Source organism: Sedimenticola thiotaurini (assembly GCF_001007875.1).
GTDB classification, from domain to species: domain Bacteria; phylum Pseudomonadota; class Gammaproteobacteria; order Chromatiales; family Chromatiaceae; genus Sedimenticola; species Sedimenticola thiotaurini.
The window spans coordinates 19,465-33,340 of sequence record NZ_CP011413.1 but is presented as its reverse complement, the minus strand read 5'-3'; the positions used below and the strand labels follow the sequence as shown (position 1 = coordinate 33,340).

The 13,876-nt window shown below is 54.3% G+C and carries 16 protein-coding genes; 7 read left to right on the top strand and 9 right to left on the bottom strand.

All coding sequences use genetic code 11. The annotated features are described in order from the left end of the window. Positions 1 to 36 precede the first annotated feature (36 nt). From AAY24_RS19050 to AAY24_RS18295, 7 genes are all read left to right on the top strand, one after another. Positions 37 to 1,194 (top strand): DNA cytosine methyltransferase, encoded by a 1,158-nt coding sequence (locus AAY24_RS19050; protein ID WP_046861503.1) that lies wholly within the window; start codon positions 37 to 39, stop codon positions 1,192 to 1,194. 19 nt (positions 1,195 to 1,213) lie between these two features. Beyond that, positions 1,214 to 2,059, top strand: a complete 846-nt coding sequence (locus AAY24_RS19045) for a NotI family restriction endonuclease (protein WP_082117284.1) — start codon at positions 1,214 to 1,216, stop codon at positions 2,057 to 2,059. 144 nt (positions 2,060 to 2,203) lie between these two features. Then, positions 2,204 to 2,845, top strand: a complete 642-nt coding sequence (locus tag AAY24_RS18315; RefSeq protein ID WP_046861490.1) for a tyrosine-type recombinase/integrase — start codon at positions 2,204 to 2,206, stop codon at positions 2,843 to 2,845. A 394-nt stretch (positions 2,846 to 3,239) separates the two neighbouring features. Then, the gene (locus AAY24_RS18735; RefSeq protein WP_082117283.1) at positions 3,240 to 3,968 is read left to right on the top strand and encodes an N-6 DNA methylase; all 729 of its coding nucleotides are present in this window, start codon (positions 3,240 to 3,242) and stop codon (positions 3,966 to 3,968) included. A 75-nt stretch (positions 3,969 to 4,043) separates the two neighbouring features. Further along, entirely contained in the window at positions 4,044 to 4,352 is a 309-nt protein-coding gene (locus tag AAY24_RS18730) for an AbrB/MazE/SpoVT family DNA-binding domain-containing protein (protein ID WP_052761397.1), read from the top strand. Between the two features lie 20 nt (positions 4,353 to 4,372). Next, positions 4,373 to 4,546 carry a hypothetical protein gene (locus tag AAY24_RS18300; RefSeq protein ID WP_199930602.1) on the top strand — a complete coding sequence of 58 codons (174 nt, stop codon included), beginning with the start codon at positions 4,373 to 4,375 and terminating at the stop codon, positions 4,544 to 4,546. Positions 4,547 to 4,587: 41 nt separating this feature from the next. Then, the gene (locus AAY24_RS18295) at positions 4,588 to 5,313 is read left to right on the top strand and encodes a hypothetical protein (RefSeq protein ID WP_199930601.1); all 726 of its coding nucleotides are present in this window, start codon (positions 4,588 to 4,590) and stop codon (positions 5,311 to 5,313) included. A gap of 373 nt (positions 5,314 to 5,686) precedes the next feature. Here the strand turns inward: AAY24_RS18295 and AAY24_RS18290 are convergent, their stop codons facing one another. From AAY24_RS18290 to trbD, 9 genes are read right to left on the bottom strand one after another with little or no spacing between them, the layout of a single operon-like run. Beyond that, positions 5,687 to 6,946: a TrbI/VirB10 family protein gene (locus AAY24_RS18290; protein ID WP_052761395.1), complete on the bottom strand. Its 1,260-nt coding sequence runs from the start codon at positions 6,944 to 6,946 to the stop codon at positions 5,687 to 5,689. Then, positions 6,943 to 7,368, bottom strand: a complete 426-nt coding sequence (locus AAY24_RS18285) for a hypothetical protein (RefSeq protein WP_046861488.1) — start codon at positions 7,366 to 7,368, stop codon at positions 6,943 to 6,945. Before AAY24_RS18285 ends, AAY24_RS18290 begins: the two co-directional genes overlap by 4 nt. Next, positions 7,365 to 8,204 (bottom strand): P-type conjugative transfer protein TrbG, encoded by an 840-nt coding sequence (gene trbG / locus AAY24_RS18280; protein ID WP_046861487.1) that lies wholly within the window; start codon positions 8,202 to 8,204, stop codon positions 7,365 to 7,367. Before trbG ends, AAY24_RS18285 begins: the two co-directional genes overlap by 4 nt. Further along, complete coding sequence (locus tag AAY24_RS18275) at positions 8,201 to 8,881, bottom strand: VirB8/TrbF family protein (RefSeq protein ID WP_046861486.1); 681 nt, start codon at positions 8,879 to 8,881, stop codon at positions 8,201 to 8,203. The genes trbG and AAY24_RS18275 overlap by 4 nt, the downstream gene beginning before the upstream one ends. 4 nt (positions 8,882 to 8,885) lie before the next feature. Beyond that, positions 8,886 to 10,088, bottom strand: coding sequence for a P-type conjugative transfer protein TrbL (trbL, locus tag AAY24_RS18270; RefSeq protein WP_082117282.1), 1,203 nt, complete (start codon positions 10,086 to 10,088; stop codon positions 8,886 to 8,888). 54 nt (positions 10,089 to 10,142) lie between these two features. Then, entirely contained in the window at positions 10,143 to 10,352 is a 210-nt protein-coding gene (locus AAY24_RS18265; protein WP_046861485.1) for a hypothetical protein, read from the bottom strand. After that, positions 10,349 to 11,143 (bottom strand): P-type conjugative transfer protein TrbJ, encoded by a 795-nt coding sequence (gene trbJ / locus AAY24_RS18260; RefSeq protein ID WP_052761393.1) that lies wholly within the window; start codon positions 11,141 to 11,143, stop codon positions 10,349 to 10,351. The genes AAY24_RS18265 and trbJ overlap by 4 nt, the downstream gene beginning before the upstream one ends. Beyond that, complete coding sequence (locus tag AAY24_RS18255; protein ID WP_052761392.1) at positions 11,140 to 13,563, bottom strand: VirB4 family type IV secretion/conjugal transfer ATPase; 2,424 nt, start codon at positions 13,561 to 13,563, stop codon at positions 11,140 to 11,142. Before AAY24_RS18255 ends, trbJ begins: the two co-directional genes overlap by 4 nt. Further along, positions 13,551 to 13,874, bottom strand: a complete 324-nt coding sequence (trbD, locus tag AAY24_RS18250) for a conjugal transfer protein TrbD (protein WP_046861483.1) — start codon at positions 13,872 to 13,874, stop codon at positions 13,551 to 13,553. The genes AAY24_RS18255 and trbD overlap by 13 nt, the downstream gene beginning before the upstream one ends. Positions 13,875 to 13,876 lie beyond the last annotated feature (2 nt).

The window sequence follows — 13,876 nt, the reverse complement described above, 5'->3', positions numbered from 1 at the left end:
GCGACCTATTCAGTAATGGCATGCGAGAACGGAAGCATGGATAAAAATCACAACCAACCAACGGCAATAGATTTATTTTGTGGCGCAGGAGGTCTATCAGAGGGCTTCCAGCAGGCAGGATTTAAAATACTCGCGGGTAACGATATGGATGTTTTTGCTGGGGAGACTTTCCAGCGTACCCATCCTAACGCAGTATTTATACCTGGCCCCATTAATCGTGTTACCGCACCACGTCTACTCCGTGAAACAGGATTGAAAAAAGGTGATCTGGATTGCTTGGTAGGTGGTCCACCCTGTCAGGCGTTCAGTGTTTATAACCATAAACGTGGGTTGCACGATCAAAGGAGTAGCCTTTTTAGAGACTACCTGCGCATTGTGAGAGGCTTACAACCGAAATGGGTTGTTATGGAAAATGTAACCGGCATTATGTCTGCCGGAGGCGGAGACGCTGTAGCGGAGATAACCACAAAACTGCGGTCGCTTGGTTACCATACTGAAATGAGGGTACTCAAAGCGGAAGAGTATGGAATTCCTCAAGAGCGGAGGCGGGTTTTGTTTATTGGGAATAGATTAGGCCTTCCCATACCCTGGCCGTCCCCTACTCACGGGCCGGGACTTCGACCATATACTACGGTGTGGGATGCGATAGGTGATTTACCAGTCGTGAAGAACGGTGAGAATCCTCCCCCTGGGCCATATGGTGCAGATGCCACCAATTCATATCAAAAAGAGCTACGGGGCAATCAAACCCTAGTTTACAATCATTCTGCTCCTAGACTGGGTAGTGTCAATCTTGCTCGCTTAAAGCATATTCCTCAGGGTGGTAGTTGGCGAGATATTCCGTATGAACTCTTACCAGAAGGTATGAAGCGTGCGCGACGAAGCGATCACACTAAGAGATACGGTCGTTTGATGCCAAAAGGGCTTGCCAGTACCATATTGACGAAGTGTGATCCCCATTGGGGGGCCTTCTTTCATCCTACTCAGGATCGTGCTCTAACCGTACGAGAGGCTGCAAGACTTCAATCTTTTCCAGATACATACTTGTTTTCTGGCTCAAGAACCGATCAATATGTTCAGGTAGGTAATGCAGTGCCTCCTATCCTTGGACGAACTGTTGCAAAGTCGATACTCTCTTTAATGTCTGAAGTGGAATATTCTAGTCAATCTATGCTTAGATCAGCATCTGGATAACTAATAATAAGGGATGTGAATGCTGATTTCTGAAGTATTTGGACATGGTGTAGAAGACCTTACGGACGACGCTCAATCAGATCGCAGGCATAAAAACTGCCGATTTCGGGGCTCAGCTTGTACAAAATCTAGCACGACAGATCCGATAGGAATATGCAGCTTATCTGATGGGGTAGAGGCTGCTTCTCTTTGCCCTTTTCGTTTTCTGGAATCAGATCGCATTTTTACCGACGCTGCCCGTCTTTCCTTTGGCCCTGATGCCTCGTTTGGTGTATTCCCAGAAGTACGGATATTAAAGATTCCTTCTGATCAAGAGGGGGGAAGGGACCGGAAGATTGGTAAGGTAGACTATATTCTCGGGCGTGTTGAGTCTGGTGAAATCACAGATTTTGCCGCAGTAGAGGTGCAGGCGGTTTATTTTTCTGGTAGGGAAATCAGGACAGCCATGAATTATTTTCTTGCGCATGGGGCACTAGATATAGAAAGCTCTGATCGGCGGCCTGATTTCCGATCATCCGCACAGAAGCGCCTTATACCTCAGCTCCAATTAAAGGTGCCTGTCTTTAGGCGCTGGGGGAAGAAGTTTTTTGTTGTTGTGGATACACAATTTTTTCGTTCACTGCCCTCTTTTTCTTCTACAACCCAAGCAAATAGCGAATTAACCTGGCTTTCATATCCTTTAAAGAAAACCGGTTCTAACTACACCATTCAAGAGCCCATGATTGTCTATTCAGAATGGGATGAGGTCCAAAATTCACTACGCGAGGGTTCTCCCCCCGAGCCATCAGAAATAGTCCATGAACTGCAGACTAAGTTAACTGGCCCCCAGAGGACAAGGCCTCGGATTTTGCGAGTTAATCGATAAGTCTAAATGTTTGTGACTAATCTGAAACACTATAGGTAATAGTGTTTCAATCCGGCCCCTGCTAACCCCCAATAATGCCTGATCCGACCCTTGATCAGGCTTTTTTTATGGGTAGAATGAAACAAAACACATAGGTACTGTTTCATGTCTTCCAGCCTCGATATTGCCCCCGAAATGCGCCTGTTTGATGAATGTGGCCATCGACTGTATCTCACAGCCGATGAGCGTGGCCGCTTCCTCGAAGCCGCAGCCCAGGAGAACCGGGAAGATCGGATCTTCTGTCATGTGCTCCACTACACCGGCTGCCGACCCTCCGAGGCCCTGGAACTGACTACCAGGCGTGTACATGTGGATACTGGGGAGATAGTCTTCCGATCACTGAAGAAGCGACTCAGGGATGCCCAAGGCCGCGAGAAACGGCCTCAGTTTCGTGCGGTGCCGGTCCCGGCGTTCCTCTTGGATCAGATCGACCTGGTGTTTGATCTGCGCCGGCGCTATCAGTCGGGCAAGGGATTGGATGATCTCCTTTGGACCATGAGCCGATCAACCGCCTGGCGCATGGTCAAACGGGTGATGGCCCGTGCACGAATCTCCGGACCCCAGGCGACAGCCAAGGGCCTGCGCCACGGGTTCGGGATCGCCATGCTCTCAGGCCCTACTCCGCTGCCGTTGAATGTGTTACGGGATCTGATGGGGCATAGTGACACGAAGACCACGGAAATCTATCTACAAGCTATCGGCTATGAAAAGCGTCACTTGGTCATGCAAGCATGGGATACAAGGTAATACCTCGCTCACTCGGAATCGTGAGGTGTAAGGTTCGCTTAATTACGCATAAACGGTCGCGGTCTCCCGGCCCGGCCAGGTGTTCGGTATTGCCCGATAGACCCTGATCGGGACTATCGGTTTCCCTTCTTTTCTAACGCCCTCACAGATGCTCGCCAGGGCTCCCAACTGATCGGGCTTCTGATAAGGGGCTCCGCCCCTCGCTCGCGCAAGGGGTCTCCCCAACCTTCCGCATTCCGCTTCGCTCCATTTGTGCAGGCCGGGTGATCCCCCTCCCCTTGCACTCTCTACCCCCGCACTTCGCCAGTGGGTCAGGAGCGCAAGCGCTCAATGCTTAAAACAGCAAAACCCTTAACCCCGGCCAACCTTGGCCATGCCTTGAAGAGGTGACTAGATGAATAAACTTACGAATGAATTGATTTCCTTGCATGGCAAGGAGGGCTTGAGAGCAGAACAGTGGTTCGATCTCATGCTGGATGATGTGCTGGCCGGATTCGGTATCCGGTTAACGGAGATCCCCACCGAGGCGGTGAGAGAGGTGCTTTTCAACCTGTCCGGGCTGTATGCCCAGGAAGTGATCAGAGAGGCCCCCTTTGCTGATCTTCTTGGTCCGGTTCACATGGAACTGGTGAGCCGTTACCAACAGAAAGGCTCCGGCCAATTCTTCACCCCGACCGAGCTGTGCAGAATGATTGCCCAGATGAACATGCAGGGACTCAGGTTTGATAAAGACCAGGCGCGGCTGATCCGGATCAGTGATCCCGCCGTGGGCGCTGGAGGGATGCTGCTGGCTGCTCTGGATCATATCACCGCTACACATGGCCCGGAGGCGTTAGCCTGGGTCTCTGTCACCGGGATAGATATCGATCATCGTTGTGCCCGTATGTACCCGGTACAGGTGCTTTCCTCGTTGTATGTAAATCAGCTCGGCCTTGGCGAGTTGGTTTCCTACCAGGGCAACACCCTGGGTGATCCTGCCGCCTGGCAGACTGTTTGCCATTATTCCCGGCGCGATCTTCCGGAGCAGCCGACGCCGGCGGACCATCCGGCTATCAAGAAGGCGGTTGCTGAGGCCGTTACTGCCTCGCCCTCTGACGGTTTATCGCAGTTATCTTTATTCTAATGTAGATACATATGTTGACACATTGGTGTGGGTATTATAGTATCTACATATGTAGATACCTTATAGGGGGAATCCATGGAAGCACAGGGCAAAATACAGAAATGGGGCAACAGCTCGGCGATCCGCTTGCCGGCAAAGGTGCTGGCCGCTGCCGGGTTTAATAGTGATAGCGAGGTGGATATACAGGTGGACGATGGGCGCGTGGTGATTCAATTACACGAACGCACACTGGAACAAACCTTCGACAAACTGCTGGCCGATGAGCCTGGTGCCGCTGAACTGCTGGCCCTAGCTAAGGAGAGCTTGAGCCGGGCTATCACCCTCACTGACGAAACCACCGAGCGTTGCAACGCGCTGATCGAAAAACTGGGAGAGCAAAGCTAATGGGCCTTGGAAAGGAATTCATGTCGATATTGAAAGACACGGTAAAACTCACTGATTCCGTAGAGCGGCTGAATGCAGCCAATATGAAGCTGCAGGAGAAAGTAGAGGGCATCGACGGGCGGGTTATTCGGTTGGAAACTCGCTTGGATACCTACGTGGAAATAGCGAACCGCAACCGCTTGGAGTCTGATTAACGGGCGTCCGTACCACCAATAATCAATTTTGGGATTTGCACATGGAAAAAGTTACTAAGAGTTCCGATGTTTTTGAGAAGCCTTCGGTTCAGGATGTGATTGATCGTCTTATGAGGGTTGCTGATCGTTCCCTACCCTTCAATGTTGATATGGTGGGAGAGGACGGATTCTATCTCGACTACGCTGCGATTGAGTTTACTGATTATTACCACACGGACGGTACGCCGAGTTCCGTGGGCCTGGAAGTGAAATTCACGGCCCCGGTCAAACAACTGTTCGATACCGAAGAAGAAGGCGAGGAGCTACGCGTCATCGACTATTGTGGTGAGAGAGTTGTCTTGCACGATTATGAGGACTGCCATCGACCGGAGAACCAGCCGATGATTCAGGGGGTGCCGTTCAATCCTCGCTTGCGAGATGGGTTTGACAGCACGCCTAATGATGATCGGGATCCCCAGGAGGTCGATGACTGGTGGGGGCGTCCCTTCATTCGGTCATATTCATGGGCTGATATGGTCGAGTCCTATTCTGATTATATTAATCGTGTGTCGCGTCCTGGTCTGGGTGACTTTATCCCAAAAAGCCGTGAAGAATTCGATGCCGATCAGGAAGCTAGACGTATCCAGTGGTTTGAGTCATGGCCTACGGGTGTTCGTTATGATGTCCGTTGCCTGGATGGTGGCGCTTGGGACCGGTCTACCTGTTTATCTATGGTGGGCACCCTGGAAGACGCACTCGACATTGCGCGTTCTATGGCCATGGAATGAGGTTTCTCGAATAACATGTAAGATCGACTGTCTCGTGTACTAAAAAACCCGGCCAGATGGCCGGGTAAAAGGCGGGGTTTCGGCCTTTTAATCCTTCTTCTCTTTATCCGCAAATATTGGATGCAGCTTGCTGCCCCAGTACATCAAGATCGTCAGTGCGGCGACCCACAGTATTGCGGCTGGTATTGGCATGAGTGATGCGCAAGGGGAGAGCAGTGCGCAGGCTTCGATAGTCGTCCAGTTTGACATATATTTTTCTTCCTTATGCTTGTTAAAACGAGGCCGGACTCTCCCGGCAGTCACACCACTGGGCAGGTGTCGCAGCCGCTAGACCCAGGGCGAGCGGCTTCCATTCCGTCAGGCGCTTCCTTACTTACCCTTGTGCCGGGTACGGTTCTCTGAATCTCATATCCTTGTTCACAAACACATTGAACTTGTAGCCAGGTCGAATCTTGATAGTTGGCTGCAGGTTCAGGTTCTTCCTGAGAATGCGGTCGCTGGTCTGTGACATTTCGCGGGCTATTTCCTGCTGGGCGCTCTGTTCGTTGTCGCTTTGTGAATCATCATCCGTAGCGATGGCGTACCCGGCCGAGATTACCGACATCAGCAGTGCAGAGCCGAATATTCGGAAATAGTGGTTATCTACCTGGTCTTCGAATCCAGCATATCCGGCCATGTCTGTTCCGCCCATGTTGCCGAGCTCCAGCGCAGAGCCGTCCGGATATACAAGCCGGGTCCACACGACCAGAGCCCGGTTCTGTCCGTAAGTAACGCGGCTGTCATAGGTGCCGACAAGCTGGGTGCCTTGAGGGATCAGCAGATATTTACCGGTGGCCGTGTCATAGACGTTCTGCGACACCTGGCCCTTGATGTTACCTGGCAGGTCGGAATTGATGCCGGTAATCAAGACTCCCGGTATCACCGTACCGCTGCGGATCTCCCAGGGTGTTACCGGCCTATCCCGGCCATAGATGACAGGGGTCCGTTCCTGCCTGCCTTGCAAAAATGCCGTCTTATCGGCCTGGCCGTTGGGGTCGGTCTCTTGCTGTTGGTTGCCTAGCGCATTCCTGATGGCTTCTCCCAGGAGCTGAGAGCGGTTATCTCGCGGTGGTTGTGTGAGAGTGATAGGGGTGGCCTGCGCCTCACCCTTTTGATTGAAATCGACACCAATAGGCGCTTCCATTGCGCCATAGAGCATCTGCAAGCGTTTGGCCTCTTGGCGCTCTTTGGCATCCTCGACGGCGCTGCGCCGGATTGGCGCGGCAACGGGCCTTGGGGCATAGGGGGCTGTTGCAGCCGTCTGTGCCGGATTGGCGGGCGAGTTGGGCTTAGGCGTTTTTGCCGGCCTTTGCCGTTGAGGCGCTATTTCCGCAGTGGTTTCCTCTATGTAGGCCCCATGGTGGCCTTCTGTCAGTGCTCTGACAGAGGTCTCATCGGCTTCCCGCCTGGTATCCTCCTGGACAGATTCCAGTGTGACCGGCTGGGATCGCTGATGTAACGCATAAGCGACCACGGTCACGATCAGGATTCCAGCCGCCCCAATGATCAGCAGGGGGATTTTGTTTAAGCGCCGGATGCCTGTCGGGGTGCCCGACAGGGCAATTCCTTCTGGTGTCTCTTCCGTTGATTTCACAGTTTCCCTCCTGCTGCCAGCTCACTAAAGGCGCTGTCTGCCGCCGCTTCGGATTCAGATACCGTATAGGACCGGGAAATAATCTGATCCTTGATGATGAGGGAGACCAGTATCCCCTTGCTGCCGAGCTTGTCGCTGCGTACCTCAATAGGCACGCTTTCTGTGGTCGGTTGATCCTGGGTATCTGCGACGCCATATCCTAGGCTCCGAAGTTCCTTCGCCAGGGCGGTGCCGATCTTACCCATACCCTTGATCTCAAATACTGTCGTGGCCGGGTAGCGGTCCTGCAGCAGTTGCGCCCAGTCGGCCACGATAGAGCCGGCCGCGCCGGCCTTCACGGGTGCCAGATCGTCACGGATCATCTGGTTCTGGCAGCCACCCAGTAGGGCGGCAATCAAGATCCCTATAATCACTCTACTCATTGCCCTGCCCTCCGGATGACCACTTTTTGTTGATTGTCGCCAACACCGGAAATCAGCTTGGCTTGATCAAACAGGGTATCGACGATGAACCGGCTGCCGTGCATCCGGTAGTTGACCAGGCGGTCTTGTTCAGCGTCATTAACCAACAGAATCGGTGCGTCTCGATGCTTTGCTTTGTGTGGCAGGTCAATATAGGTGTGGCTGCCATCATCGAACACGCGAACAGGCCGCCAGTGGCTTTCCCCGTCTATCTCGTATTCAAAGTTCAGATCCTCGACCGGCATACGGGATGCACCCACTTCCAGCTTGCGCATCGATTCGCGGCGCTGCTGTTCGGCCTGGGCGACCTGGATTTCTGCCCATGCCTTTTCGTGATCCTCCGGATACTCGAAGGATATGAAGGGCATCCAGTCGGTTTTCGTGGAGACCAGGCGAAGGTGGTACATGCGCCGATCCGTTGGGATCATTAACGTGGTATCCAACCCCGGTTCGGTCGGCTTGACTACGGCATGTATGATTTCCGCTCCTTCCGGGCCGCTCTTGGCGGGGGCGAGTTTCCAGCGGACGGTATCGCCCAGTTTAGGGCTGCTGATCACTTTTTCCCCGGGCTGCAAGGCGATATCACACACCCGGAGGGGGGCACAGACCACGGTCGGCAAAGTGGCACCATATTGGAATACCACACTGCCATCGGCGGATCTGCGCGGCTTTATATCCTCGGTCATCCATGCTTTTGACAGTTCGACGCCCGTGCGGTCACGGGGAGATATTTTGGCGGCGCTGGCGGTCTGTGTGGCCATCACCAGGCCGATGGCAATTAAGATAGTGCGTATCATTGTGCGTCCCCTGCTGTAGCCAGCATTTCCGTCCAGTTAAATTCAGTGATGTAGAGCCCTACCGGGTTGACCTGTATCCGCTTGATGTCCCGGCTCGCCTTGGCATGTGCCGTGTGCAACACTGCCTGATAGCGTGTCGGTTTACCCAGTGTCTTTCCCTTCCTGTCGCGGCGACGTTCCACCCATTCCAGTTGCCAGACCCCTTTACCCAGAGATAGCGGGCTTTCGACCTCTACCACCACGGTTTCGGTCTTGGCTCTTTCAAAGGGGTCGTTAGCCTTGAAATACTCGTTGGCCGTTGTGAAAGATGGGTCTGCCTGTGATATGTGGGCGTAGGCGGCGAAGATCCGGCGCTTCTGGATCTCGATATCCGCCGTAACCTCGCGCCAATTTCTGATGAAACCCGCGAGCATGGCCTTTGTTACCATCGGATTCTGTTCGTTGGCCTCGGTGAGCGGACCCACTGCTGCGGCCCTACCCTGCCCGTCTACCTCGACCAGGTAGGGGATGAATTGAGACTTTCCGGCGACATAGATCAACCCGCCGACGCTGACGATGGCAAGCAAGAGGGCCACAACGGCGACCATGCGCCAGGTGGCCGCTTGAGCGATGTAGGAGCCATAGCGCTCGTTCCATTCGCGCCGGGCTTCCAGGTAGGGGTTTGCTGTTTCTGACATGTACTTATCCTTTTTCGATGCTGTTACTGTTCAATTCCTTCTCGGCTACCTTCATGGCCTCGGCCATGCGGAAGCCCATGCCCTTTTTGGGGCCAGCAAACTGTCCGCGCCTGGCGTGTTCCCCGGCTTCGCTCTTAAAGCTGCTGCCGAGGTTGCGGGCTGCCGCGACGGCGGTCTGGCCAAATCCAGATGCGCCCTGGGCATGTGCGAGATTAGTTGCGGCCCTAATGGCAGATGCACCACCGGCCAAGCCCATGCCAGCGCCTGCGACGGCGGCACCAGCGACAGCGCCACCCCTTAACACCTGGGCACCGCTACGAACTAGGGAATCACCCGTGGCGAAGCTCATACCGGACATGAGGCCTTGCATGATGTTGGGGATCTCGCGAACCAGGGCGAGCAGGACAATGGCTGCACCGATAGCCAGAAGGACCTGACTATCCTCGTTCTCCCAGTTGGTGACCCATTGATTTATGAAGCTCTGGCCAATGCCGATGATCAGGAACATCACGAACAGCTTTATGCCCACCGAAAGGGCGTAGATCAGGTATTTCAGCGCAAAGTCTTTGGTGAAGCGGGAGCCGCCAAAACCCAACAGGATGATGCCGGCAAAGAGGACAATCCAGACCTCGACCATTGTCATCAATAGAAAGGCGGTGATCAGCGCGAAGACAATAATGACGATTAGCGCTGCGATCAGGAGGCCGAGGGAATCTACCGCGTCGTCCCAGAATGAGATTGAGGACGTCATTTGATCGGCCAAGTCCAGGCCCGCATCGAACACTGCGCCAGGTGACACGGTTCCGAGTCCCCCACCGGCAACACTGGCTTGACTGGCAAGCTGTCCGAGAGAATCGACAATATCAGCGGCCCATGCTGGACCGAAGGTCAGCAAGGTTAAAAAGAAACCGATGAATATCACGCGCATGACGATTTCCGATATGACTTCTACGAAATCGGCCTGCCTGATCGCCAGGGTGATGCCGGTCCAGACGATTTCAATCAACGCCAGTGACCAGAACAGCCAAAGGGCGGCATTGGTGATCACAGCAGACCAGTTACTAGCGGAGGTTCGGTACTGATTGACGATGCTATCAAGCAGGTTATCTTCGTTAATTGCCGCAAAGGCAGCGTCACCATAGGCCAGTAGGGCCAGGGCGATCAGCGGTAACAGTAATCCTTTTTTCATCCGTGTTTCCTTTTTCATATGTGAAACTTTCGTAGATCGCCTTGCACTTTTCTAAAATACCTGCCTCGATCATTATCTACGGCCCGATAAGTTACCGGGGTCATATTGAGTTTCATTGCCCACAACAACACCAGAGCGCCGTCTGGGTTGTTTTTCTTTCTCTTGCGCCGGTTCTGGTTTGGCCTCAATGGTGATTTGGTTGACCTGGGTATCATTCTCGCCACAGCCGGTCATTGCCACGGTTGTACACAGCATGATTATGGGGAGGGCTATGTTTTTCATGGGTTCGTTCCTGACAAATTACCTGGGTTGTATTGGGCTTCATTACCAACGGTGACGCCCGATGCTCCTGAGAAAAATTTCTCATTCCTCGCCTGGTTGGCGGCATCTTTCTCCGCCTCTGAGGCGAGGTAGTTGGTTTGTGCCTGGATCTGGGCCATGACCAGCTCGCGCAGCTTCTGGGACTGGCGGACCTGCTGCATAGCGATCTGGTTGCCGACCTGGATAGCCTGCATCCGGCCTGATGCGGTCTGAGACATATTTTCCAGCGTGTTCAATGTCGCCTCTTCGGTGGCGAATTGTTGGGATTGGAGGTTGGCCGAGCGAAGCGCCCCGTGAAGGCCGTCGCGCTGGGTGGAATACCAGTGCCTATAATCACTTTGGAAGTTGCCCGGACCATAGGTTTTCGCCAGGTAGTTTGAATAGCCCTGGTAGCGCTGTTGCCACAGCGCGTTCATGTTGGATGCGCTGTAGGCAATGGCGTTGCCCTGCTGTACTGCCGAGGCAAGAGCCTGCAGGTCGCTGAATACGTTACCCCAAATGAAGCTGCCCAGATTGGAGGTGTTGTCCAGCAGGTTCTGATACATGTTCAGCTGGTTCTGAATCATCTGGATTTCATGGGCGAGCTGCTGCGCTTGCTGGGCCACCTGCTGCGCCTCTTCCCCGAAGATTGCCCCCAGCTCCACATTGTTGGCTAATTGGGTTATCTCGGTGGCTCCACCAGCGAGGCCCCCGCCTCCGGCGCTTGCTGACCCCGATACCAGCATCAATACTGCGGCGATAATGCGTTTCACTGCCTTGCTCCTTTCTGTTCCAGCCAGCGCATTTGCCAGCCCTGCCCGTGCTTCTCCATGACATGCCGTGCAGCGGCGACCTCTTCCTTTCCGGACACGGCGACAAAGGAGAGCGCCACAGGTCCGAGGTCGAGCCGGTAGCGTCTCCGTCCGAGTGGTGATGTGTAGTAGTAGTCGCGCCGGCGCACCATCGAACTGACGATATCGATCTGGGTTCCGTTCAGGCCCAGGTTGCGGTAAAGCGCGGTTGCTTCGTCTTCGTGAGCCAGCGGGTTGGCGAGAAAAATTTTTGTTAGACAGCTTTCGTTGATCACATCGAGGATGCCGCTACCGGCCACATCGGAAAGGGATTGGGTGCCCATCACCACCGCTGCATTGGCTTTACGCAGCACTTTGAGCCATTCGCGGATCTTCTCCCGGAATACCGGGTGCTCGAACATCACCCAGGCCTCATCGAGGACGATCAACGTTGGTTGGCCCTGTAGCTGTTTCTCAATGCGATAAAACAGATAATCCAGCGCCGGCAGGACGGCCTGTTGCCCCATGCCCATCAACTGTTCCATTTCAAAGACCTGGAATCGGCCCTCTTTCAGGCTGTCGGTTTCCGCATCGAACAACTGGCCATAAGGCCCGTCGATAGTGTAGGGCTCAATAACATCCTTGAGCTTCTGGTGTTGCAACGTCGCGTGAAAGGCGGTGAGTGTTTTGTGATCTGACTCTTTTAGTAAGGTCAGCGCCCGATGGATTTCCTTGCGGTGTTCCGGCTGCAGTTTCACACCTTGCAGCTCGGCGATCTTTTCGACCCACTCTCTTGCCCAAGCCATGTCACGATCCGATTTCACATGCGAAAACGGGGCGAACGCAATACTGGTGTCGTCGCCTGCCAGGTCGTAATGATCCCCTCCGGTCGCCTTGCACATGACGTAGGCTGAATAGCCCTTGTCGAACGCAAAGACCGAGGCCTTCGGATAGCGCAGAAACTGCGCCATCATCAGGACCATCTTGGTTGATTTACCCGACCCGGTTGGTCCCAATATCAGTGTATGGCCCACGTCATGCACGTGGATATTGAATCGCCAGGGGGTGGAGCCGTCCGTGGCTCCGTAGAGTAACGGCGGTGATCCAGCCGGGTAGAACGGACAGGGGTTGTTAGCCTCGCCTGCCCAGACCGACGAGAGGGGCAGCATGTGCGCCAGGTTCAAGGTGTGCAGCAGCGGTCGCCGGATATTCTGTACCCCATGACCGGGCAGACTTCCAAGCCAGGCCTCGACGGCGTTGATCGTCTCGATGCGGGATGCAAACCCGAGATTCCGAATTGCCTGGGCTACAGTCTTGGCGGTATCCTCCACCCTTTCCTCGTTCTCATCCATGAGAACGACTACCGAAGTGTAATAGCCGAATCGCACGATTCCGCTATTGGCCTCTGCCTGGGCATCGATGGTGTCTTTCTTCATCGAATGGGCATCCAGATCAACCCGCCCGCTTTGTGTGTTAAATATTTGGTCGCGCAGAGAGCGCTCTTTTTGCTCCCAGGCTTTGCGGTATTTTTCCAGTTCTGCGGAGGCCTCGTAGGCGTCCAGGAAGATAAACCGCGTAGACCAGCGGTATGGGATCGGAATCTGATCCAGGGCGTCCAGAATGCCCGGATAGGACTCCTGGGGGAATCCTTCAATCGCTACCACCCGGATATGCTGATTCCCGACTCGTGGGGCCACACCGCCGACAAAATCCTGACCGCCGATAACGGCATCCAGGTACATCGGTACCGGGGGCAGCTTGATCGGCTGTCTGATGCCCGTTAGCGCCCAGTGGATGTAGCCGAGGAGTTCATCCTGAATCTCGGTCCTGCCGTCTTCGGTTTCTACCGGATGGCCATTCAGCTGTTCCAGGCTGACCAGGGCACCGAGTCGGGTTTCAAGCTCTGAAATGGTCCGCTTAAAGCGGTCCAGCTCGATGGTTGCTGTCGCCTTTTTCCGCTTGCCGTCTTCCTCGTACATCATCGCCTTGACGGCAGATCTGCCGGTGGTTGGCGGCAGATAGGTGACAATCAGTACGTGCAGAGACTCGTAGTAGCTGCCTTGCTCTTCAAACAGCGCTCGGCGCTCTTCATCGATCAGTTTGCTTATCGGGTCAGGAAAGTGTGACAGTTCGCGCTTGGCATAGGCGGCTACGGGTGTCCGGATGCAGTCATTGTGTATCATCCAGCCGCTGCCGAGCATCGATAGTGCAGAGTTGACATGAGCGGCGACCGCATTGCGTTGCATGGGCATGGCGGAGGATTGATCGTCACCGCGATAGATCCAACCGGCCATGAGTGCCCCGTCCTTGCCAAGGATGACGCCATCCTCAATTTCGGCGGCATAGTTCAGCAGGTCGGGCAAGCCCTTGTGTTTGGTGCGGAATGCCTTTAGCTGTAGCATTGCTTTTTCTTTCCTTTTTTCTGATCGATCACCGTCCTGGATGATCTGGCCCGGTAAAATGGCCGATAGCGGATATGGCGGAAAAAGATCTTGCTCATCATCGGGTCGCCCTTCGCCATTTCACGTAGTGCCCAATAGCCGCCGCTCCAGATGATCACGCCAGCTATTGCGGCTGGCAGGCTCATCAACACGAACACCAGTGATGTGCAGATCAACAGCAGGAACAAAAACAGCTCTCTCTCGGCCCCGGCTATTAACCGGGGCCGAGTCAAAGAACTGCGGATCGGCACGGTCTGCAGTTCCTGAGACATGG

Excerpts from the sequence above, each read along its gene's own strand:
- AAY24_RS18255 (WP_052761392.1), bottom strand. The coding sequence starts at position 13,563 with ATGCTACAGCTAAAGGCATTCCGCACCAAACACAAGGGCTTGCCCGAC.
- AAY24_RS18735 (WP_082117283.1), top strand. The coding sequence starts at position 3,240 with ATGAATAAACTTACGAATGAATTGATTTCCTTGCATGGCAAGGAGGGC.
- AAY24_RS19045 (WP_082117284.1), top strand. The coding sequence starts at position 1,214 with ATGCTGATTTCTGAAGTATTTGGACATGGTGTAGAAGACCTTACGGAC.
- AAY24_RS19050 (WP_046861503.1), top strand. The coding sequence starts at position 37 with ATGGATAAAAATCACAACCAACCAACGGCAATAGATTTATTTTGTGGC.
- AAY24_RS18315 (WP_046861490.1), top strand. The coding sequence starts at position 2,204 with ATGTCTTCCAGCCTCGATATTGCCCCCGAAATGCGCCTGTTTGATGAA.
- AAY24_RS18285 (WP_046861488.1), bottom strand. The coding sequence starts at position 7,368 with ATGAGTAGAGTGATTATAGGGATCTTGATTGCCGCCCTACTGGGTGGC.
- trbG (WP_046861487.1), bottom strand. The coding sequence starts at position 8,204 with ATGATACGCACTATCTTAATTGCCATCGGCCTGGTGATGGCCACACAG.
- AAY24_RS18295 (WP_199930601.1), top strand. The coding sequence starts at position 4,588 with ATGGAAAAAGTTACTAAGAGTTCCGATGTTTTTGAGAAGCCTTCGGTT.
- trbL (WP_082117282.1), bottom strand. The coding sequence starts at position 10,088 with ATGAAAAAGGAAACACGGATGAAAAAAGGATTACTGTTACCGCTGATC.
- AAY24_RS18300 (WP_199930602.1), top strand. The coding sequence starts at position 4,373 with ATGTCGATATTGAAAGACACGGTAAAACTCACTGATTCCGTAGAGCGG.
- AAY24_RS18275 (WP_046861486.1), bottom strand. The coding sequence starts at position 8,881 with ATGTCAGAAACAGCAAACCCCTACCTGGAAGCCCGGCGCGAATGGAAC.
- AAY24_RS18265 (WP_046861485.1), bottom strand. The coding sequence starts at position 10,352 with ATGAAAAACATAGCCCTCCCCATAATCATGCTGTGTACAACCGTGGCA.
- trbD (WP_046861483.1), bottom strand. The coding sequence starts at position 13,874 with ATGTCTCAGGAACTGCAGACCGTGCCGATCCGCAGTTCTTTGACTCGG.
- AAY24_RS18730 (WP_052761397.1), top strand. The coding sequence starts at position 4,044 with ATGGAAGCACAGGGCAAAATACAGAAATGGGGCAACAGCTCGGCGATC.